The organism is Nocardia testacea NBRC 100365, from assembly GCF_000308775.1.
GTDB lineage: Bacteria > Actinomycetota > Actinomycetes > Mycobacteriales > Mycobacteriaceae > Nocardia > Nocardia testacea.
The window spans coordinates 15,334-29,925 of sequence record NZ_BAGJ01000089.1 but is presented as its reverse complement, the minus strand read 5'-3'; the positions used below and the strand labels follow the sequence as shown (position 1 = coordinate 29,925).

Genomic DNA, 14,592 nt, shown 5'->3' with positions numbered 1-14,592 from the left:
GTGCCCGACCGCGGCCGTCCGAGGGTGGGACGGGGAATCGTAATCTACCGGGTATGACCGATCTGCGGGCCGCTCGGCGCGGCGGGGGGCCGGCACTGCGTGGCCGAGCGGTGGGCATCGCCGCGGCGGCCGGGCTCGCCGCCGCGATGGGCGTCGGGCGATTCGTGTTCACACCCTTGCTGCCGATCTTGACCGCTTCGGCCGGAATGAGTGCCGGCGAGGGCGCGGTGATCGCGACCGGCAACTACGCCGGGTACCTGCTCGGCGCGGTGTTGCTGACACGGCGGCCACAGCTGAGCCTGCGCTCGACGTTCCTGGCGTGGTCGGTGGTGCTGGTCGCCAGCGAGGCGGGAATGGCGGCGACCGCGCAGGTGGCGGTGGCGAGCGGCCTCCGGTTCCTGGCGGGGGCGGCCAGCGCGGCGATTTTCATCGCCTGCGCGGCCACGGTGGCCCACCACCGCCACGAGGGCGCGTCACCGGGAGTGGCGTTCGCGGGGGTCGGTATTGGGATCGCCTTCTCCGGCGTCTACACCCTGCTCGCCGCCCCGCATCTGTCGTGGCAGGGCCTGTGGCTCGGGTCCGCGGTGCTCACCGCACTGCTGCTCGCGCCGGCTTGGCTATTGGAGATCCGCTCCGAATCGGGTCCGGCCGACAGCGCGGGCGATACCGCGTTCGGCACGGGACATAGCAGTGCAGGGCCTGCGCGGCGAGCGTGGCGACTGCTGCTCGGGTCGTACTTCGCCGAGGGGGTGGGCTACATCATCATCGGCACCTTCCTGGTGGCCGCCGTGGCCGGAACCGGCAGCGCGTCGGCGGGCGCGCTGGTGTGGACGCTCGTCGGGCTGGCCGCGGCACCGGCCACACTGGCCTGGCATCACCTCGCACACCGGATCGGGACCGGGCCCGCGCTGATCACCGCTCTCACGGTGCAGGCGGCGGGGGCGGCGGTCGCCGCGGCGTCGCACAGCGTTGCCGCCGCGGCGGTCGCCGCCGTCGCATTCGGGGCCACGTTCATGGGCGTGGTGGTCCTGACCCTCGACTACGCCCGCGGGCTGGACGTCCCGCGCGCCGCGGCGACACTCACCGCGGTCTACGCGATCGGGCAGGTGATCGGCCCGCTGCTCGTGGTCCCGGTCATCGGGCACTCCTTCGCCACCGCGTTCACCGTCGCAGCGGTGGTCATCGCGATATCGGCGGTACTCGCGTTCGCCGCCTTCCGGGCCGGACGGTATCCGCGCGCTGCCCGCCGGCGAATCCCGGCCGGCCGGTGACACCGCCGTCCGGGCGCCGTGGGTTCGCCGGTAGACCCCCGCGTTACCGGAGTTCGCCGACCGAACCTCGCGGCCGCTGCGCTACCGGAGCCCGCCGATCACACCCCGCGGCCGGTGCGCTGCTGGAGTTCGTCGATCAGCTGTGACGCCTGCGCTTTGGTCAGCCCCTCCGGTACCTGCTGCCCGGCCTCCTGGGCCAAGGTGTGCAGATAGGACTCCTGTGGGCCGGTCATCGGCTCGTCGCCGGTGGTCCACTGGTCCCGGTCCTTCTCCGGTTGCTGCTGCACCATTACCGCTCCTCTCCACGGCAGAACGAGTGTTCGAATGGCGCGTACCCGGATCGGACAACTTCAACCAGCCCGCCACTCGCCCGCGGTGACGCGACCGCCACAGCCGGAGAGGCCCACTATGGTCGGTGTGGGCCACGGTCGGCGTGGGCCGCCCCACGATCACCGGCTTGCTCCCCTTCGTCGCCCCGGTGATCGACTTCGTCGCCGGGCGTCGGCCGACAGGGCGCACCGGCGCTGGGAATATCACCGGCAACTATTCCGGGTAGTGTCCGCGCTTCCTGCCATTGCCCGACCGCGAATTGTGAGGTTGCTCTTTCCGATGACGAATATCGACGACGACCGGGTACGGCGCGAATTCGCCTTGCGGGTGTTCGGGCATATGCGGTCGGCGGGCATCACCGATGTCTCCTACGACGCCGACGAATTCGCCGTCCGATACGACGGCGGCGATGCCGTTCTCCATCTCGCGAATCTCTTCGCCGAGACGCGCGACCGAGCACCGGAGGACACGCAGGAGTGGCTGGCCCGGATCGTCCCCGCGCTGGTGACACCCGAGACGCCTCCGGAGAGCTGGGAGGAGGTACGCCCGCTGCTGCGGCCGGTCCTGCGGCCGTCGACCTACGCGCTGGAGGACAGTGGTTCGCGGATACGACGCCCGCTCTTCCCGTTCGTGGACGAGTTGCTGGCCATCGACTATCCGGATGTGATCGGTTTCCCCGACGAGTCCAAGCTCACCGAATGGGGCGTGACGGCCGACGAAGCGTTGACGGTGGCCCGGGAGAACCTGGCGGCGGTGGTGCCGGTCGCGGAACTGCCCGGCGACGGCATCGTGAAGATCGAGGTCGACGAGGCCGACTACCTGTCGTCGTGGATCCTGGTGCCGGATTGGCTGCTCGTCTCGACGACGAACTTCGAGCATCCGCCGGTCGCGTTCATCCCCGACCAGCAGACCCTGCTGATCGTTCCCGGCGAGCCCGAACTGTTGTCCGAGGCCTTCGACGCGGTGGAACAGGAGTACCGGGAGGCGACCCGGCCGCTCTCGCCCCAGGGCTACACGCTCGACGAATCCGGCCTGGTGATCCCCCTGGACCGGGTGAGCACCGCGAACGACGCCGAGATCGCCCGCGCCCGGGCGGTCCTCGCCGGCGCCGAATACCACGCCCAGCAGCAATGGCTCGAGGAGCACTACCGGGCCGACCTCGAGGCGATCTACGTGAGCAGCCTGATGGTGGCCGAACGCGAGGACGGTATCCATACCGTCACCGTCTGGGGCGAGGGTGTCGACGCCGCCCTGCCGGTGGCCGATTTCCTCGCGTTCGCCACCGAGGACGAACGGACCATCATGGTGCCGTTCGAGATCGCCGTCGATATGACCGGCCTCGCCCCGATGCCGGGCGTCCACCCGCCGCGCTATCGCACCGCCGGTTGGCCCGATCCCGCGGTGTTCGAACGTCTCACGGCGGCCGCGGTGGCGTTCTGACCGCGAGGAATCGAGAGTGGTGATCGCGAGATCCGCCCCCGGCGGTACCGGCTCGGTCACTCCCGGAGTTCGGAACGGATCACGTTCTTCAGCACCTTACCGACTTTCGAGCGCGGTAGATCCGCCCAGATCTCCACCTGCTTGGGGGCTTTGACGCTGCCGATGCGCTGTTTGACGAACGAGATCAGCTCGTCGGTGGTTACGGTGTGTCCCGGACGCAGGCGCACCACCGCGGTCACCCGTTCACCCCATTTCTCGTCGGGCAGACCGACCACCGCGCTCTCGGCCACCGCGGTGTGCGCGAGGACGGCCTGCTCGACTTCGGCGGAGTAGACGTTGAACCCACCGGTGATGATCATGTCCTTGGCGCGGTCGACGACGTAGAGGAAACCGTCCTCGTCCAGATAGCCGATATCACCGGTATGGTGCCAGCCGTACGCGCTCACTTCCGCTGTCGCGGTGGGGTTCTCGTGATAACCGTCCATCACCAACGGGCCCCGCACCACGATCTCGCCGCGCTCATCCGGCGGCAGCAGCGTCCCCTGCCCGTCCATGATGGCGACCGTGGTGAGTGGCGTGGGCCGTCCGGCCGAGGCGAGACGCTCGGTGGCGACCGAGCCGTCGGGCCGGAAATGATCGGCCGGTGCGAGGGTGGCGATCATATTCGGCGCCTCGGTCTGGCCGAACAACTGACCCAGGACCGGGCCGATCCGCGCGAGTGCCTCCTCGAGCCGGGTGGGCGATATCGGTGCGGCGCCGTACCAGAGACAGCGCAGCGCGGACAGGTCGGTGCGGTCGAGGTCGGGGTGATCGAGCAGGCCGTAGATCACCGTCGGCGGGAGGAACGCGTGCGTGATCCGGTGCCGCGCGGCGAGCGCGAGGAACTGCCCGATATCGGGCGCGGGCATGATGACGACCTCGCCGCCCAGGGCCAGGATCGGGAAGGTGAGTACTCCCGCCGAATGGGTGAGCGGTGCGAGAGCGAGGTAGCGCGGGCGGTCGCCGAACGGATAACTCATCAGCGCCAGCGCGGTCGAGGTCATCATATTGAGTTCGGTCAGCCGCACGCCCTTGGGCCGCCCGGTGGTGCCGCCGGTGCCGGCGAGCATGCACAGCCCGTCCGCCGGTCGCCGGCGCATGTCGGGTTCGCCACGATGCGCGGCCAGCCACGTGTCGAACGCGACCGCGCCCGCACTGTCGCCGTCCAGGCAGACCAGCCACTCCAGCCGGGGCAGGTGGTCGCGGATACGGGCCACCAGGCCGGCGAAGCGCTGCTGGAAGAACAGCAGCCGGCAACCGAACAGGTCGAAGAGTTGCCGGTTCTCCTCGGCCTCGTTGCGCGGGTTGACCGGGCACCACACCGCGCCGGCGCGCGATATGCCGAAAACGCAGGTCAGGGCGAGCGGATCGTTGGCGGACAGGACCGCGACCCGGTCGCCGGATTCGATCCCCGTGTGCTGCAAGGCGCCGGCGACGGCCACCGACCGGTCGTACACCTCGCCGTAGGTGCTGGTCGTGCCGCCGCAAGTGAGGCACGGGGCCTCGCGGCCGAGCGAGACCCCCTTGTCGAGATAGTCCGCGAGTCGCATCGACGGCCTCAGCGATGTACCGTGACGATGGGGTCGAGGACGAGCCCGAACGCGCGCAGCGTGCCGAGCAGTTCGCGGTGCCCGAATGCCTGGCAACTCGAGGCGAACCCGGTCACCTGCGGGGGCTGCTGGAGCAGGGCGGCCGCGGCGTGGGCGTTGAGGAGCGCGGTCTGCTTGTAGTTGCAGTTCCCGTGGATCAGGCAGTGCGCCCGGCCCAACGGCCCGGAGGCGTACACCGAGTCGAGCGAGGTGTTGATCCGCGGATTCTCCCGCGGCGGCATCTCGCTGCGGATGGCGGCGGACTGCTCGTCGATGATGCGGTACTTCTCCGCTTCCGACTTACCGTCCATCTGCGCGAGGGCCGCCGCCACCAATTGTGGTACGCCGAGCATCAACGGACGGTTCATCACGCCGCCGAGCGCCCGCACATTGGCGACCCGCGGATCGTTCTTGAACCACACCGGATGGGAGGTACCGCCCCACGGCAGTGCCAGACCCAGTTCGTGCTGACCTGGCACCACCACCTGGTAGAGCCCTTCGTCGACCGGCCATTCCACGTACTCGTTCTGCTCGAGGTAGTACGCCTCGGCGAAGGCGGCATTGGTGAGGATCGTGTTGGTGGAGGCCACGGTCGGGTGTCCCTTCCAGAACACCTCGATATCGAGGGTGTCCAGGCCGGGGTTCTCCAGACAGATATTGGCGGCGATCTCGCCGATGGTGTACATCTGCGCCAGTCCCGGCGTGAGCAGCAGGCTCCGGGCGGCGAATTCGGCACCGTAGCGTTCCTGGGCGTCGATCATCCAGTTCTGCTCACCGTTGGTGTCGGTGTAGTGGGCGCCTATCTCCAGACACGCCTCGACCACGGGGTGACCGTAGCGGGCGAACGGGCCGACCGTATTGAGCACGACCCGCGCGCCCCGGAATGCCTCGGCCAGCGCCGCGGCCGTGTGCTCGACCTCGGCGATCTCGTGGTCGACGGTATCGATACCCGGCACCGCGTCCACCGCTGCTTTCAGTCGCGCGTGGTCGCGGCCCGCGGCCAGGAAGGGAATACCGTACTCGCGCAGATATTCACAGATGAGCCGGCCGGTGTAGCCGGAGGCGCCGTAGACGACGACCCGTTTGTCGGTAGCCATGGTGGTGTTCTCTTTTCCTCGAATGTGATGGGGCGGTGGTGATTCGGGCTGCCGCTACATGCCCATCCCCCCGTCGACCGGCAGCCCGGCGCCGGTGATGAACTTCGCCGCGTCGGAGGCGAGGAATACGACGGCGTCGGCCATATCGTCGACCTGGCCGAGCCGGCCCAGCGGCGTGAGCTCGGCTACCGCTTGCGCGGCGGCTTCCGGAGACGGGAACAACCCCAGCTCCGCGCAGTCGACAGCGAGCTTGTTCCCCATCGCGGTGGGAGTCAGGGCGGGATAGATCGAGTTGACGCGCACGCCGTAGCCGAGCTTGCCCGACTCCGCGGCGGCCACCCTGGTCAGCCGGTCGATACCCGATTTGGTGGCCGAGTAGACGCTGATTCCGGGAAACGCGATCGTCGCGGCGACCGAGGCGATGTTCACCACGGCCCCGCCCCGCCCGGCGGCCCCGCCCGGCCGCATGGCCCGGAACGCGTGCTTGATGCCGAGCGCGGTGCCCAGCAGATTGACATCGAGCATGGTGCGGGCCCGGTCGGGATCGAGATCGACCAGCAGGCTGGTGACTTCCACGCCCGCGTTGTTGACCACGATGTCGAGCCCGCCCAGCGCGCCGACGGTCGTGGTGACGGCGCGTTCCCAGGCACTGTCATCGGTGACGTCCAGCGACACGAATTCGGCTCGGCTGCCCTGTGCCCGCAGTTTCTCGACCATCGTGGCGCCACCGTCGGCGTCGATATCGGCGATCACCACCGCCGCGCCGGCCTCGGCCAGCGCTTGGGCCATCCCCGCACCCAGGCCGCGCGCACCCCCGGTGACCAGCGCAGCTCGTCCGCCCAGGTCGTAACTCGTCATAACTGTTCCTCTCTCGAAAGCAGCCGACACAGTGATCTGTGCCACAACAACGCCGTGGTGTGTCGCAAGACACAGTAGGGCGAAATCTTGACAGTCGTCAAGAAAAATCTTGACAGTCGTCCAAAGATTGCGGGTAGCCGTGCGCTTACACTCAGGAGAAGCCGGGCAGGTGAGATCGAACCGAGAAGAATGCAGACGAGTGACACAGGCCGCTGACCCCAGATCCCGCATAGACGAGCGCGCGCGCGACAAATTCGCGGCCAAGCGCACCGAACTGGCGCTGGCCACCTTGCACACGCTCGCCGAGCGTGGCTACGCCCATACAAGCCTGCGCGAGATCGCGCAGAACTCCGAGTACTCCCACGGCGTCCTGCACTACTACTTCCGCGACAAGATCGACCTGCTGGTGCACGCCGTCCGGCAGTACGAGATGGTCTGCGTGACCCGGTACGACGAGGTGATCGCGTCCGCGCAGGACGCCGACGAGTTGCGCACCGAGTTCATCGCCACGTTCTCGGCCACCCTGGTGGCCGACGCCGCCGTCCACCGGCTCTGGTACGACCTGCGCAATCAGAGCCTGTTCGACGATTCCTTCCGCGACGATGTCCTCGAGATCGAGGCCCGCCGCGAGGACATGATCTGGCGGGTCGTCTCCCGCTACTGCGAACACCGCGGCAGCGCACCGGCCCTCACCCCCGCGGTCGCGTACACGACCATCGACGGGATCTTCCAGCGTGCCCTGCTGCACCGGCTCGCCGGACGCACCGACGGCGTGGAAACCGTGCGCGATCAGCTGGATTCGGTATTCGCTCTGCTCGGCGCACCGTCGTAGCGAGGCGGGAGCGGCACCGGTCCACGGGCAACGGCTGTGGTGGCCCGGCCGGAGAACTCACCCGTGCGCGCGGTGCACGAGACCGAGCGGGTTCACCGATCGGCGAGACCGACCATCACGGCACTGCGGGCCCAGAGGTCGTCGCGGACCTCGTCGTCGCGGGCGAGCTTCGAGGGCGCGGGATAGGTGACCTCTCCCCCGACCAGGGATACGTAGACGTGGCCTGCCGGAGGTGTCAGCGCGCCGGTCGCGAGCCGCGCGAGTACCAGCCCCGCCCGCCCGGGTTCGCCGGCGCGGTACGCGGGCCTGACGCTGCCGAAGATCCGGAAGAGCGGATACACCGCGAGTTTCATGAACCGCGCCGACGCGGGACCCGGGTCGCCGAGATCGGTGCCGGCGGTGAGACCCGGGTTGTATGCCAGCACCGTGATCCCGCGCGCGCGGAGCTCGGGCAGTTCGGCGAGTGACCGCGCGGTCAGCAGATTGCACAGTTTCGACGCCGCATAGGCGCGGAGGCCTGCCCACGGCCCGGATGCGGGCCGGTGCGCGAGAGCCTGCGGGTCGAGGCTTCTGGGCCCGAAGGGGATGACCGCCGGATCGTGGGTGTCGCTGGTGGTCAGGATCAGGCGCGCGTTGTCGGCGAGGTGGGGCACCAGCAGACGGGCCAGCAGATAGTGGGCGAGGTGGTTCACTCCGAAGGTGGTCGCGAAACCGTCGGCCGTCCGTGCTTCCCGGCGTCGCCTGGACTGCGTACCGGCATTGAGGACCAACGCGTCGATGGCCGTCCCCGCGAGCCGGTCCGTCACGGCGGCGGCGAACGCGCGGACGCTGTCGAGGGACGCGAGGTCCAGCGGCAGCGTTTCGACTCCGGTGGGCACCTCACGGCCGGAACCGCGGGCGCCGACCGTGATCCGAGTGCCGGGCTCCCCCGCGAGTTGCCGCAGTGCGGCGGCGCCGATACCGGAGGTGGCGCCGGTCATCACTACTACGCGAGCGCTACCGGGCGTGGTGTCGTCGGTCATATCGTGTCCTTCGTCGAGGAAGCGGACGGGCAGCCGGCGGTGGTGCCGGTGCAACCATCGCATCGGAATCCGTGCGGTGCACGGTGACCGTCCGTCCCGGGCCGTTCCCGGCCGAGGAAACCTACACTCGCAGACATGAACAGCTGGGTACTCCCCGCCTTTCTGGGTCTGGGGCTGGCGGCCGCCTGCGGATTCCGGACCTTCCTGCCGTTGCTGGTGCTCAGCGCCGCCGCGCATTTCGGTGTGCTCGGCCTGAACCTCAACGAGTCCTTCGCCTGGATCGGCTCGACCGGTGCCCTGCTCGCGCTGGCGGTCGCGGCCATCACCGAGATACTCGCCGACCTCGTCCCGTTCATCGACAACGTCTTGTCCCTCATCGGCAATGTCAGCGGCCCGATCGCGGGGGCGATCGCCGCCGGGGCGGTGTTCGAGGCGGCCGATCCGGCCACCGCGGCGATCGCGGGAATCATCGTCGGCGCCCCCACCGCACTCACCTTCAGCGCGAACCGGACCGGTGTCCGCGCGGCCACCACTGCCACGACGGCCGGTATCGCGAACCCGGTGGTCTCGGTCGTCGAGGATGTGCTGGCGTTCTTTCTGGTCGCGCTGGCGATCGCGCTCCCGCTGCTGGTGCCGATCGCGCTGGGCGTTCTGCTGTTCATCGCCTGGCGTGCGGTGCGCAGATTCCGTCGCCGCAGGCCGATACCGGCTCCTTCGGGCAGCGGCGAAAAAGAAGTTGGTACGGCGACATCGGCCTGATACTCTCCGCGAGTCCGTGACATCGACCGAGGAGGTGAGACCCATCAACGCTGTATCGAACGGGTGCTCCCTCTTCTCCGCACGGCCGGGCGACTGACGCTGGTGTCGCCGGGAGCGCCGCGAACAAGGCACTCCCGAAAGGTAATACCTATGCGTTCTACGCACTTCAGCGCCGAGACCTCGTCGAACGGCGTCATCGAGCGCGACTTCACCGTGGGAGAGGTCCCCGGCGTACTCTTCTCGCCCCAGGCCTGCTCCGCCCCAGCGCCTCTCATACTGATGGCGCACGGCGGCGGCGGACACAAGAGAGCTCCGGGGATCGCAGGTCGCGCGCATCGCTTCGTAACCGGTGGCGGTTTCCACGTGGCCGCCGTCGATGCTCCGGGCCACGGCGACCGCCCCCGGACCGCGGAATACGAGCAGCGCCTCGCCGTCCTCCGCCGGGCCCAGGCCGGTGGTGAGCCCATCGGCCCGGTCGTCGGCGCGCTGCACACCTACCTTGCCGAACGCGCCGTGCCGGAGTGGCAGGCCACCCTGGACGCTCTACAGCGCATACCGGAGATCGGTGCCGCGGGGCCGATCGGCTTCTGGGGCATCATGCAGGGCACGGGGATCGGGGTGCCCTTGACGGCGGCCGAACCCCGGATCACCGCGGCGGTGTTCGGGTGCCTCGGGCAGGAGTCCCTGACCGAGGCGGCGGCCCGGATCACGGTGCCGCTGGAATTCCTGCTCCAATGGGACGACGAGCTGGTCGACCGCCGCTCCGGTCTCGCGTTGTTCGAGGCTTTCGCCTCGAAGGAGAAGTCCCTGCACGCCAACTCGGGCGGACATGCCGAGGTGCCCCGGTTCGAGGTCGACAGCGCGCTCGCGTTCTTCCGCCGGCATCTCGGACGGGACAGCAGGCCGGGAGCCTGATGGGGCCGGTATCGGTGATCCGGTTCCGTGCCGGTCGCCGATACCGGTGTCATCGCTGTACCCGGTGCCGGTTCCTCGTCCCGGCGGACCGAGCGACTCCGGCGCGGAGCAACCGCCGTGATCAGGATTCCGGCACGTCCTCGGTGGGGATGTATCGGTTGAGTCGATCGGGATCGAGGTCGGGATCGGCTTCGGTGACCACACCGTCGGCGAGCATATGCAGTACCCACTGCGCCTTGCCGTTGTTCTTGGCGCGGTACAGGCCGGTGTCGGCGGCGTCGATCAGAGTTTCGGCCTGACCGCTCTGCACCGTGGTCAGCACGGCGCCGATACTCGCCGAGACCTGCACCCGGTGGCTGTTGGTGGTCACCGGGTCGCTCAGCGCACCCAGCAGGCTGTCCGCCACCCGGCCCATCTTCCAGGCGTCGACCGGCGGCGGCACCAACGCGACGAATTCGTCGCCGCCGATCCGGGCCACCAGACAGTCCAGGTCCTGCACACTGGCGTGCAGCCGGTCGGCGACAGCGGTGAGCACCCGGTCGCCGGTGCCGTGCCCGTATCGGTCGTTGATGTGTTTGAAGCGGTCGAGGTCCACGAAGCACAAACCGATCTGCTCGTGACCGCCCGCCTCGTTCATCACGGTATCGAGCCGTTCCAGCAACTGACGCCGGTTGGGCAGGCCCGTCAGTGGGTCGTGCCGCGCCTGGCGGTGGAGTTCCTGGCGCATACGGTGTTGTTCGGTGACATCCTCACCCACCGCCAGCAGATAGTTCGGGTGGCCCGCGGCGCCCTCCACGAAGGTGATGGAGAACGAAGCCCAGCCGTAGCTGCCGTCCACGCGGCCGATCTGCTGTTCCAGTTTCACCGTGCCGCCGCGCTTGGGCACCAACTTCTCGTAGACGAGTCTGCGAATACGCTCACGGTCCTCGGGATGGGCGAATTCGTAGACCGATATACCGCGGAGCTCGTCGACCGGGACGCCGATCATATCGGCGAGTTTCTGGTTGGCGTCGAGCAGGATACCGTTGGTGTCGCCCACGGCGATCGCCACCGCCGCGTTCTCGAACACCACCCGGTAGCGCGCGTCGGACTGCCGGGTCGGCTCGGTCTGTTCCGCGTGGTGGGCGGCGAACCGCTGCTGGCGGTGAGTCCCGTACCCCTCGCCCAGTTTGGTGAGGAGTATCGACATACGCGTCACGACGTCCGGACCGGCATCCGGCTCCACGAGGCCCCACAGGATCGGCGCCGAGACGGCCGGTACATCGTCCACACCCACCTCCACGGTGGCCAGAGCCGCGCCGACCCTGGCCCCCGCGGTGGGGTCGAACTGTGTCGTGGTGAGGGCTTTCGCCAGGTCGTCGACCAGCCAGTGCAGGAACTGTTCGGCAGCCGGATCGGACGGGGAGGAGTCGCCGGGCGCCCGTAGTGCCCGTGACCACGAGCGGACCAGTTCGTCGTGCCCCGACCCGTCCATCGCACCCCTTCGTCCATCCACTGCCCGACACCACCGCAGCCACCACGTCACCCCTGCCGGGCATCACCACCCCGACTGAGGCCATCCTTCCCTATCAGGCCGCGCCGCTGCTACTCGGCCGGGCGTTGTTCTCGGAGAAGATGCCGACACCCTTGTACCGGGTGGTCATCAGCTGCCACACCCAGGTGGCCTGGACGCAGCCGTCCAGATCGGCGAGATGGGTCAGCACCGGCCCGGCCAGCCCGCTGCCGGCGATATCGGGTTCGGCGCAGCGGGCCGTGAGCGCCGCGTGCAGGCCGCGGAACTCGGTCAGCCGATCACGCACCACTTCGGCGGCGGCGTGCACCGCGTCGGCCAGCGTCGCCCGCGGATCGTTGAGAAAGCACACCGGTATCAGATTGAAATCGGAGCGGTCGACTATGCACTCCTTCTCGAAGGAGAACATGTCGTTCATCAAGGCACCGATCTCGGCCGTGACCACCCGTAATCGGCGCACGTCGTCCGCCAGGCCCGCGGCGGCCAACCGCTGCCGGTCGAGATAGCTGTCGCGCCCGAATTCGCACAGGGCGATGGCCGGGAACATGCCCGACACCTGAGCACGGAGATCGATGTATTCGGCCGTGGTCAGCAGGTCCCGGCGAGAACGGGCATTCTGGTCCCGGATCGCGGTGCGCAGATGCTCGACGGTCGACTCCAGGAACCCGTCGAGCCACTGCTGGTCCGCGTTCTGGGTGCGCAGCCGGGAGAGGAACTCCAGTGTCGCGATTTCGATGGGCGCGGCATCCTCGGGCGCGGTCCGCGATTCGAGCAGGCGGCACAGTCGGTCGAGTTCGGTTCGGGCCCGGTCCTGTTCGCCCGTGGACAGGTGGCCGAACTTCTCCCGGCCCACGGTGTCGTTGAGCCAGAACAGGATCGCGTTGAACAGGCCGATGGTGGTCAGCCGGTCCGCACTGATCGGTCCGGGGTGTAGATACGGCGTCATACTGTTGTAGTGGGCGCCGCCCGGCTCCAGCCAGATGCCCTGGGCGCGGCAGTATTTCTCCACGTCCGCGCAGGCACGCTCACCGAATCGACTCGGCCTGAACTCTTTGCTGTATTCTGCGATATCGCAGTCGGGTGTGCTGAACAGTTCCTGTAACGACCAGGGCTTGTTCGCGCGTACCCGGGCGTCCCGTTGCGCACGCATATCCGCGATTCTCCGCTCGAGCGCCGATGTGTATCGAGAAGCCACGACGACTCTCCTCCCGCATGATCCAAACCCTTCAAGCTTGGTCGACGGCGGCGGTCGTGTCACCCCATCTGTCTTCTTGCACACAAGATTCGGTGTGTCCGGAGGATCGTTACCGGTCGCGCCACACCGGTGCGGTGGTAGGCACGAGCGTCCTGAGTGCGCGCAGAAACGCGGCATGCCCCCATCGGGCGGGTGCGGCGGCGCCGGGCCCGGCCCATGCCCCACGATCAGAGCCGGAAGCATCCGTCGATCGTGACCGGCGGGAGTCGTGGCTCGGCGTTGTCTTTCGATTTCGGGGCGTGAGCTGCCGGGTAGGCCGCGCGGGCTTTTTCCACTTCGTCCATGTGTTGTTCGGCCCAGTCCTTGATGGCCCGCATGACCGGTAGCAGCGAGTGCCCGAGTGGTGTGAGTTCGTATTCGACTCGCTGCGGCACGGTCGGCCACACGGTGCGGGTGACCAGGCCGTCGCGTTCGAGATTGCGCAACGTCTGGGTGAGCATCTTCTGGCTGATGCTGGCCAGTCGCCGGCGGAGGTCGCTATAGCGCTGCGGCCCATCGGCCAGTGCGTTGACCGCCAGACTCACCCACTTGTCGGAGATTCGGTCCAGCAGTTTGCGGGCGGGGCATTCGGCCAGATAGGCGTCGTACGCGGCGCCGCGCTCGGCGCGCAGTTGCGCTGCGGTCCGGGTGGACACAGGTTACCTCCGGGTGCCGTGGGCACTTCGAAGTGCCGACTTCCGAATAAAGAGTAGCTCTCCAATAGTTGTGTTCATGAGCGAGCGAGAGATGATGCGAGCGGTGGTGGCTCGCGGCTACGGTGGACCCGAGGTCTTGCAGATCGTCGATGTGGATATCCCCGAGCCGGGCGTGGGTCAGATCCGGATCAAGGTCGAGGCTGCGGCCGTCAACCCGGTCGATCTGGCGACGCGCTCGGGCGCGCTGGTCGAAGCGGGGTTGATGGCGCCGCGGGAGATCACCGGTATGGGTTGGGATGTCGCCGGTGAGATCGAACGCCTCGGCCCGGACGTCGACGGGTTCACCGAGGGGCAGAAGGTGATCGGCCTGCGTGACCTGCTCGATGTTTCGCTCGGCGCATACGCCGACTATGTGGTGCTCGACGCGACTGCTGTTGCTGCGGCCCCGACGGGGTTGTCGGCCGTCGAGGCGGCCACCCTGCCGCTCAACGGCCTCACCGCCGCCCAGTCGCTCGATCTACTGGAACTGTCCGAGAACGACACCCTTCTGGTAACCGGTGCGAACGGCGCCGTCGGCGGCTTCGCCGTCCAGCTCGCAGCACAACAGGGTGTTCGGGTGATCGCCCAGGGGAGTGACACGGACTTCCTGCGCTCCGTCGGCGCGCGTTGGACACTTCCGCGCAATGCGGACCTGGTGGTCGAGGCGCGCCGGCTCGTCCCCGGCGGTGTGCACGCCGCGCTGGATACCGCCGGAGCCGGCGTCCGTGCTCTCGCCGCGATCCGCAACCGCGGCCGTTTCGTCACCGTCGTCGGTGGTCCGGACCCCGCCCCCCTGCGCGGCATCACCGTCCACCACGAATGGATCCACGCCGACGGGAAAGCTCTCGCCCGCATCGCAGAACAGAAGCTCACCACCCGTGTCGCCGATACCCTCCCACTGCACGCAGCCACCGAAGCCCACACCCGCCTCGCCGCCGGTCGATTTTCCGGTCGCCTCGTTCTGACACCGTGACCAGCCTGCGAGCCGGCGACTACGGCCC

The 14,592-nt window shown here is 68.5% G+C and carries 14 protein-coding genes; 6 read left to right on the top strand and 8 right to left on the bottom strand.

Annotation, left to right across the window (positions count from 1 at the left end; translation table 11 throughout):
* Positions 1 to 53: 53 nt before the first annotated feature.
* Positions 54 to 1,271, top strand: coding sequence for a YbfB/YjiJ family MFS transporter (locus tag ON38_RS12710; protein ID WP_051164670.1), 1,218 nt, complete (start codon positions 54 to 56; stop codon positions 1,269 to 1,271).
* 98 nt (positions 1,272 to 1,369) lie between these two features.
* On the opposite strand, the gene ON38_RS12705 is transcribed toward ON38_RS12710, so the two are convergent.
* Complete coding sequence (locus ON38_RS12705) at positions 1,370 to 1,561, bottom strand: DUF3072 domain-containing protein (protein ID WP_039824965.1); 192 nt, start codon at positions 1,559 to 1,561, stop codon at positions 1,370 to 1,372.
* 319 nt (positions 1,562 to 1,880) lie between these two features.
* On the opposite strand from ON38_RS12705, the gene ON38_RS12700 reads away from it, so the two are divergent.
* Complete coding sequence (locus tag ON38_RS12700) at positions 1,881 to 3,041, top strand: DUF1444 domain-containing protein (RefSeq protein WP_039824964.1); 1,161 nt, start codon at positions 1,881 to 1,883, stop codon at positions 3,039 to 3,041.
* Between the two features lie 56 nt (positions 3,042 to 3,097).
* Here the strand turns inward: ON38_RS12700 and ON38_RS12695 are convergent, their stop codons facing one another.
* Genes ON38_RS12695 through ON38_RS12685 form a run of 3 tightly spaced genes read right to left on the bottom strand, consistent with a single transcriptional unit; the run spans position 3,098 to position 6,624 of the window.
* Entirely contained in the window at positions 3,098 to 4,630 is a 1,533-nt protein-coding gene (locus ON38_RS12695; protein ID WP_039824963.1) for an acyl-CoA synthetase, read from the bottom strand.
* A gap of 8 nt (positions 4,631 to 4,638) precedes the next feature.
* On the bottom strand, positions 4,639 to 5,766 hold the full coding sequence (locus tag ON38_RS12690) for a DUF5938 domain-containing protein (protein ID WP_039824962.1): 1,128 nt from the start codon (positions 5,764 to 5,766) through the stop codon (positions 4,639 to 4,641).
* 54 nt (positions 5,767 to 5,820) lie between these two features.
* Positions 5,821 to 6,624, bottom strand: a complete 804-nt coding sequence (locus ON38_RS12685) for an SDR family NAD(P)-dependent oxidoreductase (protein WP_039824961.1) — start codon at positions 6,622 to 6,624, stop codon at positions 5,821 to 5,823.
* 199 nt (positions 6,625 to 6,823) lie between these two features.
* Here ON38_RS12685 and ON38_RS12680 point away from each other — a divergent pair, with 199 nt between their 5' ends.
* Complete coding sequence (locus ON38_RS12680) at positions 6,824 to 7,456, top strand: TetR/AcrR family transcriptional regulator (RefSeq protein ID WP_039824960.1); 633 nt, start codon at positions 6,824 to 6,826, stop codon at positions 7,454 to 7,456.
* A gap of 92 nt (positions 7,457 to 7,548) precedes the next feature.
* Here ON38_RS12680 and ON38_RS12675 read toward each other — a convergent pair whose 3' ends face one another.
* Entirely contained in the window at positions 7,549 to 8,478 is a 930-nt protein-coding gene (locus ON38_RS12675; protein ID WP_039825019.1) for an SDR family NAD(P)-dependent oxidoreductase, read from the bottom strand.
* Positions 8,479 to 8,613: 135 nt separating this feature from the next.
* Here ON38_RS12675 and ON38_RS12670 point away from each other — a divergent pair, with 135 nt between their 5' ends.
* Both ON38_RS12670 and ON38_RS12665 read left to right on the top strand, forming a co-directional pair.
* On the top strand, positions 8,614 to 9,237 hold the full coding sequence (locus ON38_RS12670; protein WP_051164669.1) for a DUF4126 domain-containing protein: 624 nt from the start codon (positions 8,614 to 8,616) through the stop codon (positions 9,235 to 9,237).
* A 150-nt stretch (positions 9,238 to 9,387) separates the two neighbouring features.
* Positions 9,388 to 10,152, top strand: a complete 765-nt coding sequence (locus ON38_RS12665; protein ID WP_039824959.1) for a dienelactone hydrolase family protein — start codon at positions 9,388 to 9,390, stop codon at positions 10,150 to 10,152.
* A 121-nt stretch (positions 10,153 to 10,273) separates the two neighbouring features.
* Here the strand turns inward: ON38_RS12665 and ON38_RS12660 are convergent, their stop codons facing one another.
* The 3 genes from ON38_RS12660 to ON38_RS12650 all read right to left on the bottom strand — a co-directional run bounded on the left by ON38_RS12660 (position 10,274) and on the right by ON38_RS12650 (position 13,552).
* Entirely contained in the window at positions 10,274 to 11,626 is a 1,353-nt protein-coding gene (locus ON38_RS12660; RefSeq protein WP_083872614.1) for a diguanylate cyclase domain-containing protein, read from the bottom strand.
* A gap of 94 nt (positions 11,627 to 11,720) precedes the next feature.
* Entirely contained in the window at positions 11,721 to 12,812 is a 1,092-nt protein-coding gene (locus tag ON38_RS12655) for a terpene synthase family protein (protein WP_039824958.1), read from the bottom strand.
* Positions 12,813 to 13,084: 272 nt separating this feature from the next.
* The gene (locus ON38_RS12650; RefSeq protein WP_051164668.1) at positions 13,085 to 13,552 is read right to left on the bottom strand and encodes a winged helix-turn-helix transcriptional regulator; all 468 of its coding nucleotides are present in this window, start codon (positions 13,550 to 13,552) and stop codon (positions 13,085 to 13,087) included.
* A gap of 76 nt (positions 13,553 to 13,628) precedes the next feature.
* Between ON38_RS12650 and ON38_RS12645 the strand changes: the two genes are divergently transcribed.
* A complete protein-coding gene (locus tag ON38_RS12645; protein WP_039824957.1) occupies positions 13,629 to 14,564 on the top strand; it encodes an NADP-dependent oxidoreductase in 936 nt (311 codons plus the stop codon).
* Positions 14,565 to 14,592: the final 28 nt, after the last annotated feature.

Bases quoted from the DNA above. Each gene is read 5' to 3' on its own strand.
- ON38_RS12695 (WP_039824963.1), bottom strand. From the start codon at position 4,630: ATGCGACTCGCGGACTATCTCGACAAGGGGGTCTCGCTCGGCCGCGAG.
- ON38_RS12685 (WP_039824961.1), bottom strand. From the start codon at position 6,624: ATGACGAGTTACGACCTGGGCGGACGAGCTGCGCTGGTCACCGGGGGT.
- ON38_RS12710 (WP_051164670.1), top strand. From the start codon at position 54: ATGACCGATCTGCGGGCCGCTCGGCGCGGCGGGGGGCCGGCACTGCGT.
- ON38_RS12670 (WP_051164669.1), top strand. From the start codon at position 8,614: ATGAACAGCTGGGTACTCCCCGCCTTTCTGGGTCTGGGGCTGGCGGCC.
- ON38_RS12690 (WP_039824962.1), bottom strand. From the start codon at position 5,766: ATGGCTACCGACAAACGGGTCGTCGTCTACGGCGCCTCCGGCTACACC.
- ON38_RS12665 (WP_039824959.1), top strand. From the start codon at position 9,388: ATGCGTTCTACGCACTTCAGCGCCGAGACCTCGTCGAACGGCGTCATC.
- ON38_RS12675 (WP_039825019.1), bottom strand. From the start codon at position 8,478: ATGACCGACGACACCACGCCCGGTAGCGCTCGCGTAGTAGTGATGACC.
- ON38_RS12660 (WP_083872614.1), bottom strand. From the start codon at position 11,626: ATGGACGGGTCGGGGCACGACGAACTGGTCCGCTCGTGGTCACGGGCA.
- ON38_RS12655 (WP_039824958.1), bottom strand. From the start codon at position 12,812: ATGCGTGCGCAACGGGACGCCCGGGTACGCGCGAACAAGCCCTGGTCG.
- ON38_RS12705 (WP_039824965.1), bottom strand. From the start codon at position 1,561: ATGGTGCAGCAGCAACCGGAGAAGGACCGGGACCAGTGGACCACCGGC.
- ON38_RS12645 (WP_039824957.1), top strand. From the start codon at position 13,629: ATGAGCGAGCGAGAGATGATGCGAGCGGTGGTGGCTCGCGGCTACGGT.
- ON38_RS12700 (WP_039824964.1), top strand. From the start codon at position 1,881: ATGACGAATATCGACGACGACCGGGTACGGCGCGAATTCGCCTTGCGG.